This is a genomic window from Pseudomonas mucoides (assembly GCF_015461845.1).
Lineage (GTDB): Bacteria > Pseudomonadota > Gammaproteobacteria > Pseudomonadales > Pseudomonadaceae > Aquipseudomonas > Aquipseudomonas mucoides.
The window spans coordinates 89,410-113,513 of record NZ_JACOPW010000012.1 but is presented as its reverse complement, the minus strand read 5'-3'; the positions used below and the strand labels follow the sequence as shown (position 1 = coordinate 113,513).

Here is a 24,104-nt window from a genome sequence, read left to right as displayed (position 1 = left end):
AGTGAAAGGTTAACCGTCAATGACACCAGAAGAGCGCACCGCCCTACTGAACGCCTTGTCAGATGAGGTAAAGGTGCCCTGGGAAACCAACTGCGCCGGTGAGATTTTTGTGGCGGGAGAGTCCGAGAATGGCACCTTGCGCATCGGTCATTTCCAAGGCGACGCTGCCCTGTCGGCATACGTAGTTGCGATGCATAACTCGACATTAGCGAATCAAATCTGAGCTTGGGGTTTGATCATGGCATCTGTATCGAGGACCTGAACGCCGGCGACACAGTGATCATTTAAGATCCTGGATCCGACGCAGATGGCGCTCGAACCACTGTGTACTGGATCGCGCCCGATACGAAGATGGTCTCAATAATTCCCTACGGTTTGACAGACACCCGGGAAGTCTTAGCTGATGGACTTCAAAAGGTCGTAGCCTGCATTGCCCGGACAATATAATTCAGCATACAGAATCGGACTCACTACCATGACTGCAGTTAAGCTCTCGCCAGGCGAAGAAGCGCTGATCGCTTCCATCATCGAGCACATATACCCTGACCCGCAAGCAGGAACGGTTCTGCCGGTTGAGCCTGGAGAGAAGCGTGCGGCTCAGGGCCTGGAGCGAAAAGGTCTCGTGGTCTTAGGGGTCGACGATCAGAACAGGGATCAGATGACATTTACGACTCTTGGTCAGGCAACCTACGAGCTTTTCAATTCTGTCGCGCGTAATGGAGACGCGAGCCCCGGCAAGTCGAAATTAGTCCAACCAGGCGGGCTGAAACCGCGCCTGGTAGGCACGATAAAAGCCGCGGTTAATACTGCGGGCGTTGCCTCCACGTGCGATTGGCTGGTTAGCGAAGGTCACGCTTCTGATGCCGGTCACGCCCGCGAGCTTATCCGGAGCGCCTGCGGATCTTAGCTACTGAACCCCGACACTAGGCACACCACCTCAACCTGATTACAGACTAACCCCACGTCAAGTTATAGTGTTATGAAGAAATCGATACGTTGGAAATAGTCATTCCATCAAAACTAAGCGAGCGGTGAAACTGCTATGGACGTGGTTAGGAAACTTTACTTCAAAGATTTTAACAAGACGAAAACGGGAATACTGGGTATTAAAGAGTCTTCAACTGAAGATTTGATGGACGATGTTAATCAATGGCTCGGCCGTACAGGAGTAGCATTGATCAATGTAGAAACTATTTATAGGTATGAGATGACCGGAGTTGCAGTATCATCCGGCTTCACTGGCGTTAGAGTTTGGTACCTTTACAACGCGAAGTCTTCTCCTGCCCAAGACGCCACTGGCAACTAGGTAAAATATGAGCAATCGAAAAACACTGATTTATGCTGTCTGCGGCGCAACGATTGGCATCGCTATCGGCCTGGCTGGTAAGGCGCTGATCCTTGAGCCATATTTCGCTGCAAAGCATGCGGCCGCAAATGCTGCACATCAAGATCAACTCAACGCGGAAAACCGCCAACGAGATGAACTTACAGCCGCTGAGCTTGAAAAGCTTGACCCTCGCTCAAGGAAGGCCGCCTGCGAGGGCTACATCGGTGGACTCAAGGAGCAAAACATACCGATTTCTGCGCTGATTTCTTCAGCTTGCGCGGGAACCTAGGTCCTGCCCCTGCCCCTGCCCCTGCCCCTGCCCCTGCCCCTGCCCCTGCCCCTGCCCCTAAATTTACTGTCTCACTATACTGGCACCCGGTAATACTGCCCCTAAATGGCTAAGGACAAGTTGTGTCACTGAAGCGTATTTCCAACGAGCTCGAGCAGCTCTGTACCGTCAAGGATCTGTTCGTATACGAGGTTCCCGCTGGAGATCGTCGGGAGGTCTATCCGGTCATCACTGAGTACACCCGTACATCCCCAGAATCACGGCACATGGGCCACTACGAGTTTTACAGGGCGCGCGCAGTCCACCCGGCAGCCAGCGGATCCTCATTCCATACCTGGAACAATCAGGTGTCGGTCGTAATTTGCCATCAAACCCAATGCGTGAAGTTCGGGCCTACTGGTCAATTGATAATGCACAAGAAAGGTGTAGGCCTGGGCCCAGCACTCATGTCCAACGTAATCGAGTGGCTTACCAAGCAGGATGTTGCCGGCTACACAATTGAACCCGGTTCCCTTGCCGATATCGACGCCAGCACTGAAAAAGCACGCGAGCAGCGCAATCGGTTCTACATGGCTTTCGGCTTCGTTCTTTCCAATCACGATCAGAGCAAGACAGGTATTGAAGTCATTGGCGGGAGCTTCACTGCAGAGTGCGTGGGGGATCTGCTCGTGCCTGATCGCTACCAAAGCCGCTTGAAGCCCTGGTTCGGATTTGAGTCCGATCTGCGCGATGAGCGTGAGTGCGGTGTTAAGAGCCTGGCCGAGCTTAAGCTGATTGATCGGTGGACCTATAGCGCCAGCAGCTTGTGTCGGTGGATCTTGAAACAGCTTGGATGGCCTGCTCACTTTACCACCCGACATATGCACAAGCGTAAGAGCTGGGAACCGCATCCAATCAAGACATCTGCACAAACCCCAGATTGATCGCAAACAAATGCCAAACGGACAATTCTCGAGTGAGGATGTCCGTTTTCCTTTTGGGGTTGCGTCCCCGCCGGCGGTTTAAATTTGGGGCCATGCTTATGAGTTGCATCGACGTGGCATGATCCGCACGCTTGGCAGATCAAGAACTGCCTAGGTGCTAGACCTCCATGAAACGCCTTTCCCCCAGTCAACTCATCCTCTGTGCCCTCATCGCGGGCAGCATTTCGGTCATTCTCACCTCACCGGCTAGCGCCAGCCAGGCTGCGCGTGACCGCGGCCCATCACCTACCCCGGCAGCATTCGCTGCCTGTGTTAACCACAAACTCGGCGATCGAGTAATCGTTAAGACTGCAGCTGGAAAGTCGCTGAATGGAACCTGCCGTAAATACCAGGACAAGCTGGCCGCGCGCACTCATATCCGGCACAAGAAGGACAAGGGTTGGTGGAAGACTCTGACCTCGTGGATCTGATCGGGAGCTCTGCCTTCCATGATGGTGGCGGCACGCCCCTCTCCAGGTGAGCATTACCTCAACTTAAGACTCTTCGATTGTGAGTGTCCACATGGAATCCATCGCCTTCCGCTGCTACATGATTGGTTACGCTGCCCGCCTGTTGCCGCGCATTGTGCGCAAGATCATCAGCAAGACCGTATTTCATCGGGCCTGGCTTGCGGGTCACATGGGTATTTTCGAACAGGATGGTCGTCAGCATGGGGTTACTGACCGTGTTGGCTTTCAGTACCGCAAGTAAGGAATGGAAACCGTCAACCTAGGAAGAGGTTCACTCGCCCTGACTCACCTAAGCTGGTCGTTTGAATGGCTTCCAGTTTTCCTGCGACTCAATGTCAATGGCTTGCCCGGCCGGCGTTATTTTGAATAGCGCCTTGTGACTACCCACCTGCAGTAGACCCTTTTTGACCAGCCCCCGCGCGATGCCGAGAACTATCATTGGATCTGGGTAATAGGGCCGTCCAATCCAGGGCTCGAATGAGTCTAATGACTCATGAGGGCTCTGCTGGCAAAGGTGCAGGATCCGCAGCGCGGTGATTGATAATGGCTTGTCAGTTACTTCAGGGCGAGGCTTCACAATCTCTACACCTTGGACTGCCCGGGCAACGCGGCGACCTTCGGTAGTCATTCGAACGAACAGGCTCTGCAGACTGCCGAGGCCGATCAGCCGGTGCTCAGTGAGGATCAGCCCACGTTTCTCTAATGAGCCCCATGTGGACCCTGTGCCGTGACCGACGAGCTCCATAGACTCCAAAGCCACCCGCAGAGGGCCGTCATAAGTGAGCTTGCGAACCCTCCCATCGGGACCGTACTCAATCCACCGCCAATCTGACGCCGCCCTGGCACCAGGCCCCGAGTTCGCGTCCTCGGCGGATTGATCAAGCTCATAGGCCACAACGAGGTATGCCTGCTGGCGCTTGTTCAGCGACCTTGCGATATCAGTGATGCGCGCGATAAGCTTTTCATTGGCCATTGATGTCCACGCGGGCTCCTAAACGGCGGCCTTTGTCAGCATTTTCAGATAGAAGTTGTACATCTCAACGAATTCCTCTTCGTAGCAGTCATCACGCGAATCGGGGACGTACGCGATATCTAGGCTCACGGACGGATGGATGCGTGCCCGATCGCGATAGATAGCGGCAGAAAATTCACCCAGGGAGTCGTAGTAGCGCCCCTCTACCTCAATGACCGAGTGAGCCCAGGCTTGGAATCCCTTCTTCACAGCAGTGACAATTGTTCTGTGAATGCCTCTCTCAGATAGGAGATCGTACAAAGCTGCTGCAAAAACCGAGCAGGTATCAACTTGAGCGTCTTTGCGTGCACGGCCTAGCTTTGCTGCAAGGATGACCCTTTCGATGTCCATCTTGGGCACTCAATTACCATAAACGAAAACTGTAGTCCCGCCACTCTGCGGCCCCAAAGGCCGGCTTCTCAGGGAGGCGATAAACCAAAAATTAGCCCGAAACATCAAAGGGCTGGTTGGCAGCAGGCCCACCCGGGGCACCTGAAGCAATGTTGTGGCTTTTGAGCCAGGCTTTGACTTTGCCAAGACTGTCGGCGTTGCAGCTCGCCACCGAGAACACAAAACCTGTCTGCAGCAATACCAGCAGACTCCGATCATCGAACGCGAACAGCATGAAATCGGCAGACTGTTCGTGGTGGATGATTTTGGCGGTGCTGGCAGCTTCGGGGACAAGCCAGTCGAAACCCCGCCCAGCCTCTGGATTCACGGCATTGGTAAGCTGTATCGCCCGGCGCTCTTCTCCAGGAACAGGGGGCCGTCCAGACGCAAGCATCGAAGCGTCGAACTGGGCTAGCCGATCGAATAGTGACTGTGGCACTGAATTGACCTCATGGTGCTTGCATGTAGCTGGTTAGGATAACGCCTCGGCAGGGGTCGCCCATAGCAGATGCATCATGCCGGCTGACTGATCTCGACCCTTTCCCATCTGAGGACGCTGATCGCTTTGAACTGGCTAATACCCAATGAACCACGCTCATTCCTACTCTTCGAGCCTGGCCTGGTCAGCAACGCCTCGACGTCTGGCCTTTTGGCTTCGTAGATCTGGAAGGCGTTGTAGTCGCCATCAAGCAGAACCAGCATCACAATGTCGAAAGGTTGTTTCAGGTCGATCGATCCGAGCCTACCCCCTCGCATGCGGGGGTTCGGGAAGTACCGGCCCTTGATCTGGATCTTGATCTCTACTCCATCCTTGGTCTCAATGGCGTCAAAGCCAGCCGTTCTGGCTTGTTCCAACTCCAGACCGAGGATTCGAGATGCCTCGTATTCCGCCACCTCGCCGGTGACGCCCAGGGGCTTGCCAGTCAAATGGTAGTAGCGCCTGGCTAGCGTCTTAGCTTCGCGGAGGATCTCGTAAACGTCGTCTGGTTCTTCCATCTTCATGACAATTTGCTTCCTAGGAACCACAGCTGAATCTAAAAGCGGGAATGCCAACGGCCTAGGTTGTCATGGATGGAGGTGCTTTTGTCCATTTCTGATTGAGCAAGCTCGCTCAAAAACGGAGAGGACTCTACAAACAGGCGCCGTAGCTCACCTTGAAGAATCGAAGCGCTCACTTTGCAGCTATTGAGCAAAGCAGCTTCATCACTCGTTACGGAGGCAAGCTGAGCCTCTCCCAAACTTTGGGAAGCAAGATCTCTCGCCTCACGCTCAAGCTCAGAGCGCCGAGCCTGTACCGCAATGATTTGCTCCTTCAAATTCTGAACACGTTCATCTGCATCGTCGATTTTCTGCGACAGTTCAACAGCAGATGGATTCTTTGGCAGAAGGGTCTTGAGCCAGTGATTCATACGATCGTTTCCTGAGTGGGTGTCTAATGTGAGGCAGCTACGGATGCCGGGGATAGTCATAATCCACTCAATGTTGACGTGCCACCAGCAGGGACAGCGAGTAACTGCTTTTTGATAGATGATCAGCCTGAAGGTTTAGAGGTGGGCTACTTGCCAATGGCTTTCCACCCGGCGACTTCGTATCAACGATTTTCTACCTGGGCGGTTCTGGCACACATGATTCGCCCTGAAACTGTGCTCATACCGAATTGAACACAGTGAAGCAATCATGACCTCCGCCCACGCAAACCTGATTAACGTTAAGCAAGTAGGCCTCTTCGAAGAGATCAAGGTTGAGTCTCCACGTGGGCCGATTGTAAGCCAGAGTTTCGATGAGAAAGTACGAAGCGCGATCGACGCGATCAAACAGCAAGTAATCAACGGCGCTAACTTGTCTGTGGCCTACAGTGGAGGCAAGGACAGTAGCGTAACTTTAAGCCTTGCTTATACCGCACTTTCCGAACTGAAGTCTGAAGGTTTAGAAACACCTACCCTCCATGTTGTCAATTCTAACACCAGGATGGAAAACCCAAGAATTGACCAATATACCAAGGGACAGATTAAATCTATCGAATCCTTCGCGAAGACCGAAGGCATTCCTACTCGGGTATGGGTAGCCTCACCCAACTTGAGCAACGATTATCTGGTGGCAATTCTGTCCGGGCGATCGATCATGAGTGTGGGCGCAAGTTCCAAATGCCAGCAGATGGCCAAGGCAGCACCACTTGATAAAATCAAGCGACAAGTGAAGGCCTACATTGCTGAGAAAGATGGGGTCAAAGCCAAGGATGCTAACCTAGTCACTCTCATCGGCACCCGCTTTGATGAGAGCAGCGCTCGGGCCTCCAAGATGAAGGAGCGCGGCGAGAGCGCTACCGAAGCGGTAGACGCTATGGGCAACGGCCAGATGATCCTTAGCCCCATTGCCAATTGGGATACCTTCGATGTCTTCACATACATCGGCTATGTTCGTTCTGGCAAGTTCTCAACCTACGACAACTTTGATGAGCTAGTGGAGATATATCGCGAAGCGAACGGTGGCGAGTGCATGGTCAATATGTACTTGAGCGGCACCGAGCAAGCGCGGCCAGCATGCGGGGCTCGCACTGGATGCTGGACCTGCGGCAAAATCTCCAAAGACACTAGCGCAGACAACATTATCGCAACTGAGGGTGGGGTTTATTCTTGGATGGCACCTCTTCGTGACCTCCGTGCCTTCATGCTGGCAAAGCACTTCGACCCGTCCGCTCGTTGCTGGCTTGCTCGCACTGTTAACGAAGAAACAGGCACTATCAAGATCGTCCCTAACTCGTACAGCCCACAACATTGTCTCGACCTGTTGCGTATCATGCTGACCGTCCAAATCCGTGAAGAAATTGAATCCGGTCGCCTAGGGATTGCTCCACGATTCACTATTCTGGACGAGCGTCAAATCATTGCAATTGACTTTATCAGCGCGCGATATGGGTATCAAAATAGCTTCTCGGCTTTGAGGGCGTACAAAGACATCTATGAGCGCGGGATGCGATTTGAAATTCCTTCTTTGGATTCGATTCCCAAATTCACTGAGAAGGATGTCGCATTCCGAGCTGAAGCTCCATTTGCCGACGCTGAGTATCACAGCGCCTGGCGCGGATTCCGCAACCTCGCCCATGCGATGGTCGACTGGGAAGCTACGACCACCCTGGCTGACGGGACGATTGTTCAAAGTGCCAACGTCGGAGATGAGTTCGAGATCGACGAGGAAGGTGCAGAATTGTTTATGGGCTTCGATCTCGACTATGCCCTTAATCGCATAGCACCGCTGGATAACCCCATGTTGGTGGTCGACTACTTCGTAGGGCTAGGTACGGCCACCCTTTACAAGGGCGGGCTTGGGGAATGGAATCGTATGGCCAAAATGAGTAACCAGATCTTTGTTCATGGGATAAAAGACGTGCTGCATGACCCGCACGCCCTTCTGAAGGCTCTCCAGTCCAAATTCGACACGGAACCAGCGCCGGCAGTCCTCCCAGCCTCACCAACGAGCCTCGAGCAGCTTTCATTCTGGCTGTAGCTGATTCCTCTGGGGAAGGTTCTGGCACACCTCCCCCACCCTGATACTGGGCTCATCGACTAGGAGCTTTATCCATGACTCAGACCACGACAGTCACCATCACCCGCTGCACCTCGGATACTGACCTCAAGCAACTCGGTGTCCAACCTGGTTGGTTTGTTCGGTTCGCATGCTGCTCCATCTGGCAAGAGATAACTTATGTCGCTGATGGCTGGGTGCAGTGTGTAGCCCGCGACCCGGCCAAAGGCAAAGATCTGGCCTTCGTCGGTGATCACTACAGTGCCATCAACGTCCTGGCTGACGGAAACCCGGGCAAGTACGAGCGCTGGATCGATAAGGACCGGCGAAAATCCTTCTGCGATAAATTCCACCCTGAGCCTGACAATATCGTGCGGCCGGCAGCAGCTTGATAGGCTTATAGCGGGCGTCGTATCTGCTGAACCACCCTTCTCCGGTAATCTGCTGAGCACGGACAGAGCGACGGTTCAGGCTTGGGTTGCATTGGATCTGGTGGTTCAAGGCTGAAGTATCCGAAATTTAAGGTGAAACAAGAAATGACTGTGAACGTATCCCTTCTCCTCCGCGCACACGGAATCAGCGTACTCACTGGCCAACGGCGGCTGGCAGCACTTATCGAGCTTGGCTCGCCTTTGGGCATGGTCGACCAAGATGGCGTCAACTTCGTCGTGCAACTCAAGGACGGGAAACTAATCTATTCAGAGGCGGCGATCGGCCAGTGCCTGTCCATTCCCGTACATCGGACATTAATCGAGCCTTTGATTATCAATGCGACTGCGGGTCAAAAGCTTGAGCTGCGCCCAATCCCTATGGATCGCATCCCCTCTGCTGATCCGGTTGAGTGGCTTAGCTTTGTGGGTATTCATGTTCCCGGGGCGGAGCTGAACGAGATCGAGCAAAGGCGCCTGCAGAAATACATGAAGCTTCACAGAACCGAGGCTGTTACGGACGGCAAGTCTCTGTACACCCTGGCAGGTGACCGGTTAGCTTTTTGCACCCCACCGCAACGTTAGGTGCTTCTGGCACTCCTAATATGGCTTGAACATGGTTCCATCTTGAAGCCACTTGGAACACAGCCATGACTATTCCCGATCAGAGCAACACTCAGACCTACAGCGTGTGGGAGGGTGAGGTAACCCAGTTCGTTGCCGATGACCTGGATATCTCGCACTCCGACGCCGCGGGCATCGTTGAGGGTCAGCCTTTCTACGTCCAGCAGGCGTGGGGTAAAGGTCTGAATTCCCGTGAGACAGCCGACAAGGTGCTTAAAGAGTGCCGCGATCCAAGCTGATCGCCACTCCAAACACACCAAGGCACCTCTTTTCGCGGTGCCTTTTTTATGCCTGACAGAACCTTCATGATGGGCTTCTGGCACACCGATATCGGCCACAAGATGAATCATCAAATCTTGAGGAGTCACCCATGTCGATCAATGCATTCCCTTCACTGACTGTTGTTGCCCAGTGTGTGCAGGCAACCGTCGTGATCAGCGCCAGCCATCCAACCTTGGGCCCAGTCTACTGGTGCTTTGTCGATGGCTCGGACCATAACGCCCCTGACTGCTACACGCTAACGACCAACCTTGAGGACGCAATGACGCTGCGCAAAGGCTGGCGAGAAGGAATCATGGCGTGGAGTCATCGCGACCACATGACAAAGCTGATGCTCGACAGTGAGCAGTTTCAGCAAGAGCACGACATCGACGAAACCAAAGCCTGCACTTGGTCGACCACCACTACCCTTGGAGGCGTTCTCAAGTCGCTGCAGCGACGTAGTGGGCAGGATGTCGACGCATTCACCGCCTGGCTAACCTCGGCCGCATGGCTGGATGTAGAAGCCCCCGGAGCAGCACTCGACTTTCCTCAGTCCTTTGTTTCCCCTCAATTGCAGGACTTTCCGATCTGGCAGCGCTTACAGGCATAAATCTCAAAGGCGGACGCCATCTCGCAACAATCAACAGCGACGATTCAAGGGAATATCCATGTCAAAGTTCATCAGCGGCACCTGGGGCCACATCTTCGAAGCAGACGAGCACGAACGGATGACTCGGATCGTTATCGATGCCGAAAGCCAGAAGCTTGTATTTGCTCAGATTCAACGCATGCGCTCTATGGACTCCACCTATTCCGAAGCCTGCCGCCACGAGATGGCCGACCTGGAGGAGTCGCTCCTTGATGCAAACGCCGACTTGTTCAATGACCCAGTGGGTTTTGGACTTATCACATCTCATGAAATCCCAGAGTGGGCTGCCAACCTGACCTAAGTATCATCAAAGGAAAGCCGGGGGCATTTTGCTGCCGGCTTCTGGCACGAAATAATCACCATAACATTGGTTCATTGAACAATTTCAGGAGCTGTAAACCGTGCACATCGAACGCGACGACGAACGCCGAACCCGCACTGGAGTGGTTGTTTCTGCCGCCCATCCAACGCTTGGCCCCCTGTACTGGGAATTCGTGTCAGAGAGAAGCGTGGGCGGCCCTGACTACTTTTCAATTTCGACCAGTATGGCGCGAGCATTGCTGCTCCAACCTGGCTGGCGCGAAACAAGCGATTTGAGCTATTACGGTGGCCATCTTTCGCAGGTCATCAGGAATCAGGCCCGGGAATATCGTGACCCCGAATACTGGGGCGTTGATCTGGTGGTTGAACTGGAGGATGGCTTGGCGAGCCTGCAGGCTCGATCCAACCAAACCGAGATTGAATTCCTTGCCTGGCTGAGGGCGGCAGAATGGATTGATGTCCCGGGTCCAACGGTCATCGAGGAACTGGTCGATCACGGTTCCTTGGAAGAATGGGAGGTTGTGAGTTTCACACCGCCAACGACGATTCAAGCCCAAGCCTAGGAAACTACAGCCCTAGAGATGTCTGCGACAGGGCCTGAGAAAGTTTGTGAGTTGGTGGTTCTGGCACAGGCTAAACGCCCTGATCATAAGCCCATCGAAACAACACACTCTTTGATCAGGCCCATACCAATGACCACTTTCACTACCGAATACACCGCTGTTAAATCCCGCATCGCGGCGGTACTTACCACCCTTGGTTGGAAGGTCGCCCCTGCCCGAGACATGGAAATTAGCTGCCTGATTGCCCGAATGGACTATGAGACTGTGGTTGGCGATAAGACCGCGACAATTTCTCTCGAGCCATGGTCGGAAAGCCTGATGCTGGTCAGCAATTATGACAGCGAGGGTCGCAACATCCTTAGCGCCAACATGAAGCGCTTCGATCCAGCCATGACTGATGAAAGCCTGACTGATGCTGTGACCCTCTACGTCGAAGCATTGGAGAAAGACGTGAATGGCTCTTATGCCCGTCGGATCCACCTCAATCACCCACAAACGGCATAGCGATCAAAAAGGGGCTGGACAACTCCCCTCTGCCCTACTCGACCACTCTCCTTCAATCCCAGCTATGGGCAGTGCCATGACCATCGAACAGCACATCACCGAAGTCTTGAAATCACCAACGGCTAGCGAATGGCTTAAAAGCGCCCTCAAGACCGCGCTGAGCTGCGAGCCAACCGACGTGAGCAATGACGCGCAATACCTGAGCATCCTCCTTGCACGCCGCGCGCAGGCCCTGGAACCCCAACCTTCAAGCCAAGCACCGAAAGCATTGGCAGATGAGATCCCTCCACGTGTCTACGATCCAACCCTCTTGGCATTCCACCATGAAGGTTTTGAAATTCGAAACCCGTTTCGGATGCCGGACGGCGTGACGCCGTGCGAACCAACCTACTACGGGTTCTCGCTCGACGGCACAGGTGGTACGGGGGTCGCATGGCACCTGTACTTGCCCGATGGCCTCATGCTGGTGGTCTGCGATAACGACGACGGTGAGACGCCCGCTGACGCTCACACATGGCCAGAGGCTTCAATCGGACTGATCGATGGGGCAGATGAAATCCTCACTTGGATTCTGGGTCAAGTGCCCGGCTCAAACGCCCCGCTGCCATAGCCCGAGCACTATCCCAGTCCAATCGGTTCAGCACCTGGGGCGGGAACTCAAGATGCTGGGGCTCACCTAGTTCTCCTTGGAGTCCTATTCGACTCTTGAAACTGCTGTGTAGAGCATGGGCTTTCTACTGGGTAATCACAGTAAGAGGTTCTGGCACGTCTAGATCGGCCTGATCATTACCCTCATCGAACATCACTACAGGCAGAGCCCGAATGCAATTGACTAACCTCCCAGCGTTCCAGACCGCTGCAGAAGCCTACGACAACAAACTGGCAGGTCGGACAGATCTGGCCATTATCGTCTCGCCCGTCTCTGTAGTGTTCTTACGTGATCGCACTCTGCACCTTGGGCTGTTCCAGAATGGGGTGATAGATATCGGAAACGCACAGGAGCTCAGCGAGGATCTGTGGAATACCCAAGCCCCGCTGCTATCGAACAAACCGTCCATTATTGACATCAGTGCCCTTAACATTGCGAGCTTCAACTGCGATCAGGTTCGCTTCGAATTTGAGGGTGATGACATCCAGGACCCCACAATGTCTGAGTGCGGCCGCTTCGACATGACGCCGGACTACTACGGTTTTCAGAAAACATCAGCTGGGATCTGGTGGAAGCGCATTGAGGGCGAGGACACCTTGATACTGGATGGCACTTCCTTTGCCCGGGCCAACCCGGTGGGGGAGTTTGTCGGACGCGTTCTGCTCTCTGAGGTCGCTTTCGATTGCGAGTATGACCCAGATGCTAAACCAACCGACCATCTTCCAGAAACGCTTGCGCGCGCAGCCAGAACCACTTCCGGCATGGTTGAGTACGCAGTACCCTCACTGACCGCTGACGCAATCGCTAAAGGCTTCAAGCTAGGGCTCTTCGAAGTGATCGGTAATGGCTTGGCTCGCATCACGGCCAAGGGTAAAGAAGTAGCCGCCAACGGAACGCTGGAAATCGAATAATGAACGACGCTGATAACACTACGCGGCCGGCCGGGCCACGATTAATCCGTAATATCTCCCAGTATCTGAATCGCTCATTGTCACAGTGGTACATGTTCGAACCACATCTTCATTGGGAGGCTGGCGTTGAGGTACACGACATCTACGGAGCGTTCATGTCAGTTGCCGTATCACACGCCCGCGTGCTCGTTGCCAATGTAGAGATTCCAGAGGGTGGTGATGGGCTGGCGGCGTTTCTAGCCACCCATTGCGATGAACAGTTCCATTTTCCACGGATGCCGCAGGCGTTTTCCTGCTCTGCATTTTTGGCTCGAGCGACGCACGCTGAGTGGGGCAAGATCGCCGACGAACTGGTGATGCCAGACTGGCTTGAGGAAGAGGTCATTGGTTGGGCTCGTAGCCAAGGACTGATGATCAAAGCTCCACAACCATCGCAGCCAGTGATTCAGGCAACTCTTCCCACAACAAGGCCTGTAACCCAGCAATCAGGAAGACCCGGCACGAAAAACCTTTTCAATCCTGAAAAGGTGCTTTGGCTGGCCAACAAGCCTGAGGGTTTGCACGTTTCGCCGAAGGAAGCTGACCGGTTCAGCGACCTCGATGAGATCGTGAACGACCTTCATGAACGCGGGCTGCTAGAGAAAATCCGTTCTGATGACTCAGGTGTGTATTTCCGACCGACTCACGCGGGGCTGATTTCGCTCTACGAACTGAGAATTGCCTGGCGGAGTGCGAACGGAAAATCGACAGTTGAAGAAGAAGCACATCTGGAAATGCTCAAAGCTCAGAATGATTAGCACATTTGTTCGGCTGGTGTGATCCCTGCCCTAAAGAGGGATCCCTACTCAAGCGACTGCCCAGAATCCCTTCCCCGCGTATTCGCGTGGGGGTTCCTCCCTTTCTTGAAACGGGTGGACTCTCCGGAATTGCTTCCTGAGCTGAAACGGCCGCCGTGCTGGCCATTTCGGAAAGTGTCGCTGCGTTTAATGCCTAAGGTCCTAGCCTTACCATGAATCGACCCTACTTCTCGATTTAGGATGGACGTCAACTCCGCCATCGGAGTGTCCCCGTAGAGTTCCTTGAGTACCTTCTCTTCAGCTGTTGTCCAAAACCTCAAAGCTCTGCCCTCCCGAATTTACTAGCCTTTAGACAGATTAACGTGACCGTTCAGATTGCCAAATCCAAAAAGATCCATGCTTTACCGCGGGTTGGCTGAAGGTGACTGATTGTTAATTCCTGCGACCAGACATCGAGAATTTGCTAGACGGCCTTTGGCTTCCACTCGTTTGAGGGCAAGGGCACAATGCATTCAAATCACTAACCCATCTGGAGATAGCTATGGTTGCAAGCACTGTCGGTAAATTTGCAGCTCGATTCTTTTGGTTCATGTCATTCGTCATGTCCCTCGGGGCCCTGCTTAGTTTCTTCACGTGGGGGCTGAATGCTCTGGAAATAACCTCAATCTTGTCTCGCTTGTATGGCACTGACGCTTGGGTTCCATTCCAAAATCTTATCGGCTGCAGTATCGGGAGCTTGGTGTTGTCCCACATCTCCACAAACCTCTACGGTCGGGCCATTTTGGTGGCTGAGCAGGAGCGTATGCTGAACAAGTAATCACAGATCGGGTGCACGGATGACGATGTTGCGAAACTCCAACAGGTCAGGCAGCTCACCGCCGGCCCGCTGCAGAAAGTGCCCTTTAATTCCAAGCGCTTCGGGGCCGTACTTATCGCACCGCTGGGAATCACCCACCATCCAGGTATCTTCCGCAGCAACGCCCATATCTCGCAGTACAGCCTCATAAATGCGTCGATCGGGCTTTAGAACCCCTACATCAAAGCTGAACCCGTAAGCATCCAGGTCGGGAAAGTGCCGGGTCACCGCAGCACCGTAGGGCATCGCCAGGTTAGAGCAGATCCCAACCTTGATCCCTGCCGCCTTGATGGCCTTGATGGCCTTGATGCACAGCACTGCATCTGCATATGGCTCAATGCTTGCCACCTCTGCCCTCAGCACCGCCTCAAGGCGAGCCATTTCCTGAGGCCTTACTTCAATCCCGAGCAGCTCTGCCGCCTCTGCCAAGCCATAGCCACCTGACATGAGTAGGGACGCATCCTCCGGCCTGGGCCTGCGTCCCTGCTTGATCCCGGCCTTCATGAGCTGACGGTATGGGTGCTTGCCTTCGCAGATGCGAAGGATTGTGCCAAAGGCATCGAAAATGACGGCTTCCACTTAATGTCTTCCCTATACCAACTGGCTCAGAACTGTGTCGCTCAGCATGCCGCATATCTCTGCAAAACTATGTAAGAGAACCGGAACCAAAATGCCACCAGTGCGCACGCGTGCGTAGGCAAAAAGCACAGCCAAAGACCCAATCAAGGCAAAAGACGGCCAATGCGCGTATTGGCTATGCATCAACATGAACAACGTGCTGGTGATCAGGATTGCAGTCCACTGCCAGAAACGACTGTTCATAGGGAACAATCTCATCAAAAAGTGGCGGTATAAAAGCTCTTCACTGATAGGGGGGAGCGCCAGCAGCATCACCAGACAAAGCAACTTTTCCAAGGCTGAGAGGCCACCCAAGAACGAAATCATGAAAGTCTCGCGGCCGTAACCTAGCCCCACGTCCAGGCTTGTGCAGACAACATAGATAACGATTACGATCGGAAGATAGACCTTTAAGGTTCGCCCAAGGCCATGGCCTAAAAGCGCTCGGAGCCCACCTGAGTCTCTGAGTTGTACCGCGGCCAGAAACAGAAGTGCTACGGCTGTTGCGCCATGTGCAAGCATCAGCCAAAGAGAATTCCATTCTTCCTTCCCGACGACCGTGAATATCCAGGTCTGTATTGCCAGGGCAAGAAATAGAGCCGTGATACCAATCAAACAACGCCGCCACCATGAGTAACGAGCTTGATCGATGGGCGGGTAACCTGGGGAAATGGCGTTGATCACGCTAAGCATCCTTTCGCGAAATGAATGCCTATATCTTACCGCCGCTCATCAAAGGATCTAGCCAAAACAGGAGTGCCAAAAGGGTGGCAAGGCAGGCGGTGATTTTTGCAGCGTTGTTATGGCTTGTGGCACTCATTGCTATGCTCGACTATGGATATGACCGCGCGGGCACTGTCCGCAACAGCAAGGAATGGCCCACGATGGATAATCGACTGTTCTCAGAGCAAATAGCCGCAGCAGTTCAGCTTCTCGGGGCCGAAGGTGCTGCAAGCTGCATGGCGCGGGCCTTGATCTGCCTTGCGCACGAAGCTGATAACGACCTTCAATTCAAAGCCGAGCTTGGAAGGGTCTCGATCGAGCGCATAAGCATTCCCAACTCAAAAAAGCATTGAGATCAATAGGTAATCCAACTATGGCGAGCCGCCGTCAGCCATTTACCCCTTGCAAGTTGTACATTGACGGTGCGGAAGGTTTGAGCGCCGGCGACTACATTGTGACTTCTGGTGGATCGGCCTATCTGGTTCAAGCAACTCGGCCGAGTCCAAGCAAGCCTGAACGTATGTACTTAGACTGCCTACGCTGGGTGCCGGACCAGATCCCCGCGGATGCCAGATGCTTCAAGCTAAACTGGTACCGCCGTTGAAGTTGATCACCAGGAGCTAAATACAATGTCGTGGGCAGATGCAGCTGCGCCGGTGGTAGCGGCAGTAATTCGCAATGTAGGCCGCAGTGATATGAAAGCGCTACGAAGGGCTTTAACTGATGCCTACCCCTGGGGGGAGCGAGCAAACACCCCCTACAAGGCCTGGCTTGGTGAGATTCGCCGTCAGCTGGGCCACCCGCTGAACGCACCAAAGGCAGATACGGCCAATACCCAAGCAGACATGTTCAACAGGCATTAAAGGAATCCGCACTATGCGCTGCAACGATCAAGAATTCACAATCGGGAAGGGCCAAGAAGTATTGGACGAGAAGTCCCATTACCCGGACCTTGTTCGTTTGATTATCCCGAGAGACGAAGCGCTGGGCCTGGCTCAAAAAATCCTACGCGAGCTAGAACACATGCTGCCCGATCAGACGCATCTGGGCGAAATCGCGCTTTTCGGAAAACTTGAAGCAGTTGACGACGAGTGAGCAGCTGACCAGCCTGGGCGCAGGAATCGGAGCAGCGATTGGTATCGGCCCCATACTTGCTCTGTTCAGCCTCGCTCAGACCTGGGCCTCCAAAGGATAAAACACCGCAGTTGTCGAAAATTCGATTAGGCCCAGGACAAGCACTCATGAGATACCACGCACCAACAAAGCAACTAACTGTCCCCTTGGAGAATCTTGAGCCAAGTGCCGAGGCCTTTCGTTTCGCCATAAAAATGATTCGGAAGGCTGCAGGATTTCCCCTTGAAGGTGATGAGCGACCAGTCCATATGTCTGATGCTTGCCATGCTGAGCAAGCGATTCTTCGCGGCGCTCTGTTACTTGGAATTGATCTTGGGGCGTCCATGCCGGGGGATCTGGACGTCCGGAAGGCTTGACTGCGGAAGCCAAGAACCAAAAAGCCCGCATTGAATGCGGGCTTTTGGTATGGGTGAGAGAAGCAGAGGCTTCTTGGCTAGTTCCTACGGTGCCACCCAAAGGGTCGCGGGGCAGGGCCCATAAAGGCCGTCTCTCGCGGCCTGGCTTCAAACATATCCCGCAGACCAATCAGAGTCAACACACTCTCCCCTTCGTTCTGGTGGAGCATTGACGATTCGGCCGATGATCTCCGCAACACTTGCAGTTGCCTGGTAATACACGTCCTGTGCCCGCTCGAAATTGGCAACAAGCACTGCTCGCCTGTCAGGCGGCGCGTCGACGTCGAGTTCCTCTAGCGCGACCCGCAAACCTTCTTTGGCTTTTGTAACTTCCCCAACGTAGGGAAGCAAGCCACTCGAGGCGTGATGTGCTGGCTCCCCCGCCACCTCAATAGACTGGGCTATTACCAGAATCGCCGCGCGTTCTGCCTGTGCGCGTGCCGGCAGCGAACATGCAGCTGGATCGTGTTGAACCTTGTCCAACGCGGCGGCCAGAATGGTCATTGGCGCGGTCATCTGTACTCCTTGCAAAAATCGGATCTACATCTGCTGACCCTATCCAGAGTGGGTGGGTCACACCTTTTGGACGAGCGGCTATCAGATGAACTATGTATCCGGCCGGGAAATTCAAGTCCCATTTCCGGTGTTCAGTTGGCCGATCCCTGTGTGGCCCTACCAACACTCCGCGACAGAACATGTCGCTTGCGGTCTATCCTGTGACGCAACTCTTTGGAGACTGACTATGTGCTCACACTACGAAGCCCCAACTGAAGACCGCCTTCTTGCAGGCTTCGGGGTCGCCCCTACAGAACCATACCAACATGACCTATGGCCTACTTACCTTGGTCCCTTCATCCGACTTCGTGGCAGCGAAGCAACCGATGATGATCAGTCCGAACTCGAAGCCCAAGTTGGCCAGTTTGGTCTCCTCCCCTTTTGGTCTAAAGACCGGAATCTTGGACGACGAACTTACAACGCCAGATCTGAAACGGTCAGCAGCAAACCTTCCTTCCGTGATGCCTGGAAGAAAGGGCAACACTGCGTGATCCTTGCCTCGGGGATCTACGAACCCGATTGGAGAAGCGGCAAAGCAGTGCCCACCCGAATTACCCGCTCAGATGAAGGGGTCATGGCGATCGCCGGCTTATGGGATGAATGGCACAGCCCTGAAGGCCGGCTACTCAGCTTCACAATGCTGACGGTGAACGCACAAAATCACTTCATGAACCAGTACCACAAACCCGACGATGAGAAACGAAGCGTTGTCATCCTTCCTAACGGGCTGATCAACGACTGGCTACGCGCCACCCCAGAGCAGTCCATGGAGTTCATGCGCTTGTATCCAGGCGATAAGCTCAAAGCAGAAGCCAAGCCGAAGTAAGGCAACTAACGAGATCCTACCGACGGATTTGTGACGGTGCACCCCATAGTGTGGGGTCGAAATTCAGACCGAGCTAACCATTCGCCAAGAAACTGCCAGGCGGTGAGCTCGTTCTGGTGGCACACCGCGGGGTTATCATTAGGATAGCTATCCTCAACGCATCCCCAATCAGAGGCCCTACAATGACCAAGCCGGCCGAACGTACCCGGAAAATCCTCTTCCTAGATGAATTTGTCGAGGTCGACACATACCAGCCAGTACATTGGCCCGAAAAACAAGAACTGGTCGCAGGGCGGTTTCCCCTAAATCCCACATTGCGTCGGTGCTTTGACCAAACTCCAAATGAGGACCGCGAGTCGCTTGAGACGGAGCATTGGTGGGACCTGCCCTTCATCATCTCCCGTGACTGGGAATCCTGCGTTGAGATCATCAAATCCATTCAGGCCCAGCATCGCGAGCAGGCAAACGACTACGTTATTTCCGATGATGAGCTTGAGGCCAAGATCCAGGCGGAAAAACTTCGCTGGTTTGCTGAATTCCCGGATGGTGTTCGTTATGACGTCAGATGCCTTGATGGCGGAGCGTGGGACAGATCTACCTGGTGGGGTTGCAGCGGGAGCCTTGATGAGGCGGCCAAACTTGCCGAAGCGGGGCCGGCCTGGCGCTCAAAACTCAGCTGAATGCCGGCCCAGGGTTAGCGTTCAGGCTCGTAGAAGCTTTTTGCGCAAAGGTAACAGTGCGGTGCTCACCATCAGAAGCGATGAGATGGCGCTCCAGGTGTCACTACCTCCCCCCATAGATGCAAGAGCTACCACTACGGTAAGTGCTATCAACACGGGCTTGAAATAGTCGGACAGGTACAGAAGTTCAACGGGTGTGTCTCCGTGGATTTTGAAGCTCCAGGGTAGACAGTTCACGACCAACAGCAGGACGGTTGCAGCTATCCCGAGCATGATGCTGTCTTCGAAATCGCTGATCAGTGAGCTGGCAACAGTTGTGCCCAGCGTTGCGAGCACAAGCCACAGGCATGTGCGTCGCGATTTGGTAGTTTGGGCGAGGAGCCCGACCGCTGCGGTAGTCATTAGCCGGCACGCAAAGGGAAATTGAACGCCGAGCTTATGTTTCAAACCTGATTCATGCACCTCAAACTGGCCTAACAAAAACTTCACTTTTTTTGCCCTGGGTCTGAGCGGTGCTACTTCACCGGACGAAGACCCAGGCTCTGGTGGTGCAGCCTGACCCTCGCCTGCTCCATCGACTCACCTGTTCGAGCTGACTCAAATATAGGCTCCAGTACGCCAAAGCCTCGTTTATTTGAGGTCTCAGCCTCCATCACCCGGATTCGCAAATACCCAAGGCCCTTGAGGCTTTTTAGGGTCTGCGTCGCAGCTGGTGCGACCGTGATTGACTCAAGGTCCTCGGACAATGCCAGTTCCAAAGTCTGTGCAATTATTCCTACCCATTTGGCATGCGCGAGATACAGCAGTGACAGGTCGCAGTAGATGTGGCCATCTGGAAGGGTTGCAACCTGACTGCCCAAGTTAAGGGCCCGCACTTCATCCAAGAAGATCTTCATGAGATCTTGGCTATGGACATCGAGCCCGTCACGAGCAAAATCGGCTTGAAGGACTGCGCAGGCCTCCGTCAGGTCGATAGCTGTCGGGGCGCTCGGAGCTGCAGGTTGTTCTCGTTCAGGAGCCTCACCAGCTTGATGCAAGCCTACCTTCTCAGCATAAACCCGGGCATTTGCTTGGTGCTGGTCTTCGCCGGTGGCGACAACCTGCTTGAATACGTCCGTCACTCGGTACCCGAAACGCTCCATTGAGTCCCGATCAAGGGTTCCGATCGCCCCTACGGCGATCTCGCGCACGGTCGAAAACTGCTCGTTTAAGTTGGGCATATCCACGAACTCCCACCGTCCCAGATGTCCCTTCGTGCAGGCCACCCCGATCTTTGCTCCGATCAGAGGTGCAAGCTTGAGTTGAATCGCGAATATCAGGGTCAATGGTCCGGACACGTCCCCTGCGGCATCAGTCACTAGCTTCTCAAGGAGCCCCGCTTCCTTAGCCAATCTTTCAATAGACTTAATAACCCACTCGGCCATGATTGATCTTGAATCTTGCACCACTGCATTTTCAATGCTTCTGGCCATAGAGGTAAGGTTCAATACTGTCTGGTCGTTCATATTGTCATGCTGGGCAAGTTGGTATGACACCTATCCTAACCTGCGCCCCCTGAAATTCCCTATTGATTTTTTGGGCATGCCTACTCGTTAAAATCTCACACATGATTCCGCAACTCATAGGTCAATGAGTAGATTTGTTAATCACTGAGGCCCATCCTACCTAACTAACTATTTTACAATACAAAATGACGCCAAAAAGCCTGAACTATTTGAATATAAGTGGGAAGAACAGCAAGTGCAAAGGCGCTGCTGCAACGAGGAGAACAGCAGCCGCATCTGTTAATAGGTTGTTCGGAAATCTCCACCCCACCCAAAATTCACAATATGCAAACCAGGTGAAGAGTGATGAAAGCAAACCAAAATGCATATAGGTAACTACGTCCACTCCAGAGATCGAAGCACCTGAAGTCCTAGCCAGCAACATCAATACCACAATGCCAAGCATCGAACCCAGAGCGAAAATACAAAAATACACCTGTACATTTGAATCCGTACAAAAAGAATAGAATTTATGTCTCGACATCTCACGACCACCACAAAAGAAAACACCTGAACAATCTAACTTGGCCGGATGGAAAATAAAAGCCAATTCCTAAACTTTTACAAACTCTGTCATGCCGATTTAAAGGAAGTAAAAAATATGCCGTTTTCTTTACTGAGCACACGGGCTTTCAAGCTACGTATTTTTTTAAAGTATGGTTCTGGCACACCTAAATCAGTAGGAAACTAGGCTCATTAACTAACAGGAGAACTCCTCATGACTACCCCCAACATCGCCGCGGACCTGATCACCCCTCATGCCATCGACTCCCTCGCCGCATGCAATTCTCTGCGCAAGTTTCACGACGTAACCCAGACCCTGATCAAGAACCAACAACTCGGGCTCGATTTCGCCCCGAAACGCAACAACGCGTTTGCACTACCCGTCGCTCTATTGGTTTGCTACATGTCCGACTCCCGTCGTGAATCCTTGGATCCGGACCAGATCCGTAGCTTCGCCAATGCTTACAAGGCTGGCGACCACGTCGATCCTATGACTGTGGTACCAGAAAGCGGCAAGCTTCGAGTGGTGACCGGCATTACTCGCTACGCTGGCCTGATGCTTGCCATCTCCGAGGGCTGCACCATCAAGCAGGTGTGGGTTATGGAAACCGATGCGGACCCTGCGTCGATCATCATCCGCCAGCTGAACTCTAACCGTCAGGTGGCCATGAAGCCTGTGGAGTTGGGCAACTCGTATCGCGAACTGATTGAGCTCAAGATGACCGTCCCTGAGATTGCCACCCGTCTCCACGTCAAGGAGAGCCATGTGCGCACCATGCTGGACTTCGACCGTGTACCAGCTGAAGTAAAACAAATGGTTGTGGCCGGACAGGTATCGGTTAAGCGCGCGATCAACGAAGATCTCAAGTGCCAGCTGAAAGGGGCGGACACCGTAGTTCACATGCGAGATCAACTGGCCAAAGCACGCGAAAACGGCCACAAGAAGATCACACCCAAGAACACTTCGGCGCCCTCGCCCCTTTTCAGCCGCAAAGATCTCGATGCGTCTGTCCCTGCGCTGCTCACTCTCGCAGATGCACTTGAGAAAGAGCTGCCGATGATGGGCGACACACCCGGCGAAGTAACACTGCAGCTGAAACTCGGCGGCGACCTACAAGCTCTGTTCACTGCGCTGGCCAACTTACGAAATGCACATCGCACTGCGACCGGGGATGCACTGCCAGCAGTCGCCACCAACTAACTCCCAACGCCACCGCTACTCCGTCGCGGGAAAACTAGACGGAGCAGCTCAACCGGCCGCCGCCGTGTTTAGCCCCTGAGCTAGGGTGGCGATTCACAGCTCAGGCATAATAATGGTCTCTGAACCGCCCAGATCAAGGTGATCACCCGTGTCCAGTTCATGCGCGCTGAACCCTCTCAAAAAGCCCTGCGGCTCTTGTCCTTGGCGAGTGAATCAAGAAGCCTCAGACATTCCCAATTTTGATCTGGAGAAGGCTGAACGGCTGAGAAACTGCAGCCCGGACATCAATGGGATGGGTCCAAGTTATCTCGACCCGATATTCGCATGTCACCAAAGCCGGGTGGGAGAGGAATTCGCCTGCGCCGGTTGGCTGGCCAAGGTAGGGCATGCCCACCCTCGCATTCGATATCTCGTTAGCACTGGTAAGCTCCCAGCAGAGGCACTCAACCCCGGCACTGGCTGGCCAGAGCTGCACTCGAACTATCCAGACGTCCTCGACAAGCTCAGGGAGTCAACCGTCGAGTGATCCTCAACAAGCCAGGAGCTGGCGCTTGGCTTCTGGCACGCCATAACGCGATTTACGATGGCTCATCTCTTAGCCATTGATGAAGCCACCATGCAAATGAACAAAGCCCTGACAACGACTGGCATCTATCGCCCAGGTCAGCCGCCGCAACTGTTTCCTGAGTACGACGCCCACCTGAACCGCATGCAGGAGTTGGCTTTTCTGATTGGCGACCGATTGCTCAGTATGCCGCCGGGCACCCTGGCATCAGTCAGCGAAACCATGAAAGTTGGCGTTGTCAAGCTGGCAGGCAAAATCGAAACCGTAATGCTCGAGCACTACTCCCCATTGCAGTCTGATGACGAAGTGCAATGGTTCTGTTTCACAAAGCAGAAATACCAGGACTGCGACTGGGGCGGGGAAGAACAGATAAACGAGATCATCGTACAGATCGAGGCTTGGCTAGTTCGACCAGTGTTCACTGAAATCCAGCCAGCCCAACGTCTTCAGACCCTGGCCAAGGGGCTGGAAGACTGGATTGAAAACTACGAAAGCTCCCAGCCGAGCTAAGCCTCAACCGGGCGCTCAAGCTGCAAGCACCGCAGGGCGAGCTTGTGCTTGTAATCAGCACCAGTGCAAGTACGCTCCAAGCGGGTCAAATCCTTCAGTGTTACGTCATTTGCACCCGCAGACTGCAACTGCGCGAGAAGAGCCTCGCATAGCGTTACAACGTATTGCGGGGCCTTGTGCTCAGGGCTGATGTTCATCGCTCCCGGCATTGCTCGCCGGCTGGCCAAGCCAGCACCTACGATCCCCCAGTATGGCTCCAGTTCATGCTTGCTTGCGGTCGTCATCTTTTCACTTACCACCCTTGGATTTCAGAT

Annotated in this window: 35 protein-coding genes; 24 read left to right on the top strand and 11 right to left on the bottom strand. The window is 53.8% G+C overall.

The features are described from left to right. Positions 1-19 precede the first annotated feature (19 nt). The 6 genes from H8F22_RS31500 (at position 20) to H8F22_RS31475 (ending at position 3,289) form a co-directional block, all read left to right on the top strand. Positions 20-223, top strand: coding sequence for a hypothetical protein (locus tag H8F22_RS31500; protein WP_169904056.1), 204 nt, complete (start codon positions 20-22; stop codon positions 221-223). A gap of 252 nt (positions 224-475) precedes the next feature. Then, positions 476-907, top strand: coding sequence for a hypothetical protein (locus H8F22_RS31495; protein ID WP_169904057.1), 432 nt, complete (start codon positions 476-478; stop codon positions 905-907). 406 nt (positions 908-1,313) lie between these two features. Further along, the gene (locus H8F22_RS31490; protein ID WP_169904058.1) at positions 1,314-1,616 is read left to right on the top strand and encodes a hypothetical protein; all 303 of its coding nucleotides are present in this window, start codon (positions 1,314-1,316) and stop codon (positions 1,614-1,616) included. 122 nt (positions 1,617-1,738) lie between these two features. Then, a complete protein-coding gene (locus tag H8F22_RS31485; RefSeq protein ID WP_169904059.1) occupies positions 1,739-2,539 on the top strand; it encodes a hypothetical protein in 801 nt (266 codons plus the stop codon). A gap of 167 nt (positions 2,540-2,706) precedes the next feature. Beyond that, a complete protein-coding gene (locus tag H8F22_RS31480; RefSeq protein WP_169904060.1) occupies positions 2,707-3,009 on the top strand; it encodes a hypothetical protein in 303 nt (100 codons plus the stop codon). A 91-nt stretch (positions 3,010-3,100) separates the two neighbouring features. Next, a complete protein-coding gene (locus H8F22_RS31475) occupies positions 3,101-3,289 on the top strand; it encodes a hypothetical protein (RefSeq protein ID WP_169904061.1) in 189 nt (62 codons plus the stop codon). A 48-nt stretch (positions 3,290-3,337) separates the two neighbouring features. Here H8F22_RS31475 and H8F22_RS31470 read toward each other — a convergent pair whose 3' ends face one another. From H8F22_RS31470 to H8F22_RS31450, 5 genes are all read right to left on the bottom strand, one after another. Further along, on the bottom strand, positions 3,338-4,021 hold the full coding sequence (locus tag H8F22_RS31470) for a hypothetical protein (protein ID WP_169904062.1): 684 nt from the start codon (positions 4,019-4,021) through the stop codon (positions 3,338-3,340). Positions 4,022-4,039: 18 nt separating this feature from the next. Beyond that, positions 4,040-4,420, bottom strand: a complete 381-nt coding sequence (locus H8F22_RS31465) for a hypothetical protein (RefSeq protein WP_228759032.1) — start codon at positions 4,418-4,420, stop codon at positions 4,040-4,042. A gap of 82 nt (positions 4,421-4,502) precedes the next feature. After that, positions 4,503-4,844, bottom strand: a complete 342-nt coding sequence (locus H8F22_RS31460; RefSeq protein ID WP_169922243.1) for a hypothetical protein — start codon at positions 4,842-4,844, stop codon at positions 4,503-4,505. A gap of 119 nt (positions 4,845-4,963) precedes the next feature. After that, positions 4,964-5,452, bottom strand: a complete 489-nt coding sequence (locus tag H8F22_RS31455; RefSeq protein WP_169904065.1) for a hypothetical protein — start codon at positions 5,450-5,452, stop codon at positions 4,964-4,966. A 32-nt stretch (positions 5,453-5,484) separates the two neighbouring features. After that, positions 5,485-5,859 (bottom strand): hypothetical protein, encoded by a 375-nt coding sequence (locus H8F22_RS31450; RefSeq protein WP_169904066.1) that lies wholly within the window; start codon positions 5,857-5,859, stop codon positions 5,485-5,487. A gap of 268 nt (positions 5,860-6,127) precedes the next feature. Between H8F22_RS31450 and H8F22_RS31445 the strand changes: the two genes are divergently transcribed. The 11 genes from H8F22_RS31445 (at position 6,128) to H8F22_RS32800 (ending at position 13,679) form a co-directional block, all read left to right on the top strand. After that, the gene (locus tag H8F22_RS31445) at positions 6,128-7,954 is read left to right on the top strand and encodes a phosphoadenosine phosphosulfate reductase domain-containing protein (RefSeq protein ID WP_194941105.1); all 1,827 of its coding nucleotides are present in this window, start codon (positions 6,128-6,130) and stop codon (positions 7,952-7,954) included. A 74-nt stretch (positions 7,955-8,028) separates the two neighbouring features. Beyond that, complete coding sequence (locus H8F22_RS31440; RefSeq protein WP_169904068.1) at positions 8,029-8,364, top strand: hypothetical protein; 336 nt, start codon at positions 8,029-8,031, stop codon at positions 8,362-8,364. A 144-nt stretch (positions 8,365-8,508) separates the two neighbouring features. Beyond that, the gene (locus H8F22_RS31435; protein WP_169904069.1) at positions 8,509-8,985 is read left to right on the top strand and encodes a hypothetical protein; all 477 of its coding nucleotides are present in this window, start codon (positions 8,509-8,511) and stop codon (positions 8,983-8,985) included. A 65-nt stretch (positions 8,986-9,050) separates the two neighbouring features. Then, the gene (locus H8F22_RS31430) at positions 9,051-9,263 is read left to right on the top strand and encodes a hypothetical protein (protein ID WP_169904070.1); all 213 of its coding nucleotides are present in this window, start codon (positions 9,051-9,053) and stop codon (positions 9,261-9,263) included. Between the two features lie 131 nt (positions 9,264-9,394). Beyond that, a complete protein-coding gene (locus H8F22_RS31425) occupies positions 9,395-9,895 on the top strand; it encodes a hypothetical protein (protein ID WP_169904071.1) in 501 nt (166 codons plus the stop codon). Between the two features lie 58 nt (positions 9,896-9,953). After that, the gene (locus tag H8F22_RS31420) at positions 9,954-10,235 is read left to right on the top strand and encodes a hypothetical protein (RefSeq protein ID WP_194941104.1); all 282 of its coding nucleotides are present in this window, start codon (positions 9,954-9,956) and stop codon (positions 10,233-10,235) included. Positions 10,236-10,335: 100 nt separating this feature from the next. After that, positions 10,336-10,818: a hypothetical protein gene (locus H8F22_RS31415; protein ID WP_169904073.1), complete on the top strand. Its 483-nt coding sequence runs from the start codon at positions 10,336-10,338 to the stop codon at positions 10,816-10,818. A gap of 129 nt (positions 10,819-10,947) precedes the next feature. Continuing rightward, entirely contained in the window at positions 10,948-11,322 is a 375-nt protein-coding gene (locus H8F22_RS31410) for a hypothetical protein (protein ID WP_169904074.1), read from the top strand. A 76-nt stretch (positions 11,323-11,398) separates the two neighbouring features. Then, positions 11,399-11,932, top strand: a complete 534-nt coding sequence (locus tag H8F22_RS31405; RefSeq protein WP_169904007.1) for a hypothetical protein — start codon at positions 11,399-11,401, stop codon at positions 11,930-11,932. A gap of 212 nt (positions 11,933-12,144) precedes the next feature. Continuing rightward, positions 12,145-12,882: a hypothetical protein gene (locus H8F22_RS31400; protein WP_169904075.1), complete on the top strand. Its 738-nt coding sequence runs from the start codon at positions 12,145-12,147 to the stop codon at positions 12,880-12,882. Then, positions 12,882-13,679 (top strand): hypothetical protein, encoded by a 798-nt coding sequence (locus tag H8F22_RS32800; protein WP_228759031.1) that lies wholly within the window; start codon positions 12,882-12,884, stop codon positions 13,677-13,679. Before H8F22_RS31400 ends, H8F22_RS32800 begins: the two co-directional genes overlap by 1 nt. A gap of 817 nt (positions 13,680-14,496) precedes the next feature. On the opposite strand, the gene H8F22_RS31390 is transcribed toward H8F22_RS32800, so the two are convergent. Continuing rightward, positions 14,497-15,114, bottom strand: coding sequence for an HAD family hydrolase (locus H8F22_RS31390; RefSeq protein WP_324188505.1), 618 nt, complete (start codon positions 15,112-15,114; stop codon positions 14,497-14,499). Positions 15,115-15,126: 12 nt separating this feature from the next. Then, positions 15,127-15,837 (bottom strand): CPBP family intramembrane glutamic endopeptidase, encoded by a 711-nt coding sequence (locus H8F22_RS32995; protein ID WP_169904076.1) that lies wholly within the window; start codon positions 15,835-15,837, stop codon positions 15,127-15,129. 20 nt (positions 15,838-15,857) lie between these two features. Between H8F22_RS32995 and H8F22_RS31380 the strand changes: the two genes are divergently transcribed. Together H8F22_RS31380 and H8F22_RS31375 are read left to right on the top strand one after the other, a co-directional pair. Then, positions 15,858-16,229: a hypothetical protein gene (locus H8F22_RS31380; RefSeq protein ID WP_169904077.1), complete on the top strand. Its 372-nt coding sequence runs from the start codon at positions 15,858-15,860 to the stop codon at positions 16,227-16,229. A 523-nt stretch (positions 16,230-16,752) separates the two neighbouring features. Further along, positions 16,753-16,971, top strand: a complete 219-nt coding sequence (locus H8F22_RS31375; protein WP_169904078.1) for a hypothetical protein — start codon at positions 16,753-16,755, stop codon at positions 16,969-16,971. A gap of 542 nt (positions 16,972-17,513) precedes the next feature. On the opposite strand, the gene H8F22_RS31370 is transcribed toward H8F22_RS31375, so the two are convergent. After that, the gene (locus H8F22_RS31370) at positions 17,514-17,921 is read right to left on the bottom strand and encodes a hypothetical protein (protein WP_169904079.1); all 408 of its coding nucleotides are present in this window, start codon (positions 17,919-17,921) and stop codon (positions 17,514-17,516) included. Between the two features lie 226 nt (positions 17,922-18,147). On the opposite strand from H8F22_RS31370, the gene H8F22_RS31365 reads away from it, so the two are divergent. Both H8F22_RS31365 and H8F22_RS31360 read left to right on the top strand, forming a co-directional pair. Continuing rightward, the gene (locus H8F22_RS31365) at positions 18,148-18,786 is read left to right on the top strand and encodes an SOS response-associated peptidase (protein WP_011923102.1); all 639 of its coding nucleotides are present in this window, start codon (positions 18,148-18,150) and stop codon (positions 18,784-18,786) included. A gap of 182 nt (positions 18,787-18,968) precedes the next feature. Next, positions 18,969-19,466 (top strand): hypothetical protein, encoded by a 498-nt coding sequence (locus tag H8F22_RS31360; RefSeq protein ID WP_169904080.1) that lies wholly within the window; start codon positions 18,969-18,971, stop codon positions 19,464-19,466. Between the two features lie 21 nt (positions 19,467-19,487). Here H8F22_RS31360 and H8F22_RS31355 read toward each other — a convergent pair whose 3' ends face one another. The 3 genes from H8F22_RS31355 to H8F22_RS31345 all read right to left on the bottom strand — a co-directional run bounded on the left by H8F22_RS31355 (position 19,488) and on the right by H8F22_RS31345 (position 21,560). Next, complete coding sequence (locus H8F22_RS31355; RefSeq protein WP_011923104.1) at positions 19,488-19,955, bottom strand: hypothetical protein; 468 nt, start codon at positions 19,953-19,955, stop codon at positions 19,488-19,490. A gap of 26 nt (positions 19,956-19,981) precedes the next feature. Continuing rightward, on the bottom strand, positions 19,982-20,971 hold the full coding sequence (locus H8F22_RS31350) for a hypothetical protein (protein ID WP_169904081.1): 990 nt from the start codon (positions 20,969-20,971) through the stop codon (positions 19,982-19,984). Positions 20,972-21,176: 205 nt separating this feature from the next. Continuing rightward, a complete protein-coding gene (locus tag H8F22_RS31345; RefSeq protein ID WP_194941103.1) occupies positions 21,177-21,560 on the bottom strand; it encodes a hypothetical protein in 384 nt (127 codons plus the stop codon). A 168-nt stretch (positions 21,561-21,728) separates the two neighbouring features. Between H8F22_RS31345 and H8F22_RS31340 the strand changes: the two genes are divergently transcribed. The 3 genes from H8F22_RS31340 (at position 21,729) to H8F22_RS31335 (ending at position 23,790) form a co-directional block, all read left to right on the top strand. Continuing rightward, positions 21,729-22,715: a ParB/RepB/Spo0J family partition protein gene (locus tag H8F22_RS31340; protein WP_169904083.1), complete on the top strand. Its 987-nt coding sequence runs from the start codon at positions 21,729-21,731 to the stop codon at positions 22,713-22,715. A 148-nt stretch (positions 22,716-22,863) separates the two neighbouring features. Further along, positions 22,864-23,241 carry a DUF6283 family protein gene (locus H8F22_RS33255; RefSeq protein WP_222937097.1) on the top strand — a complete coding sequence of 126 codons (378 nt, stop codon included), beginning with the start codon at positions 22,864-22,866 and terminating at the stop codon, positions 23,239-23,241. A 90-nt stretch (positions 23,242-23,331) separates the two neighbouring features. Continuing rightward, the gene (locus tag H8F22_RS31335) at positions 23,332-23,790 is read left to right on the top strand and encodes a hypothetical protein (RefSeq protein WP_169904084.1); all 459 of its coding nucleotides are present in this window, start codon (positions 23,332-23,334) and stop codon (positions 23,788-23,790) included. The last annotated feature ends 314 nt before the right edge of the window (positions 23,791-24,104 follow it).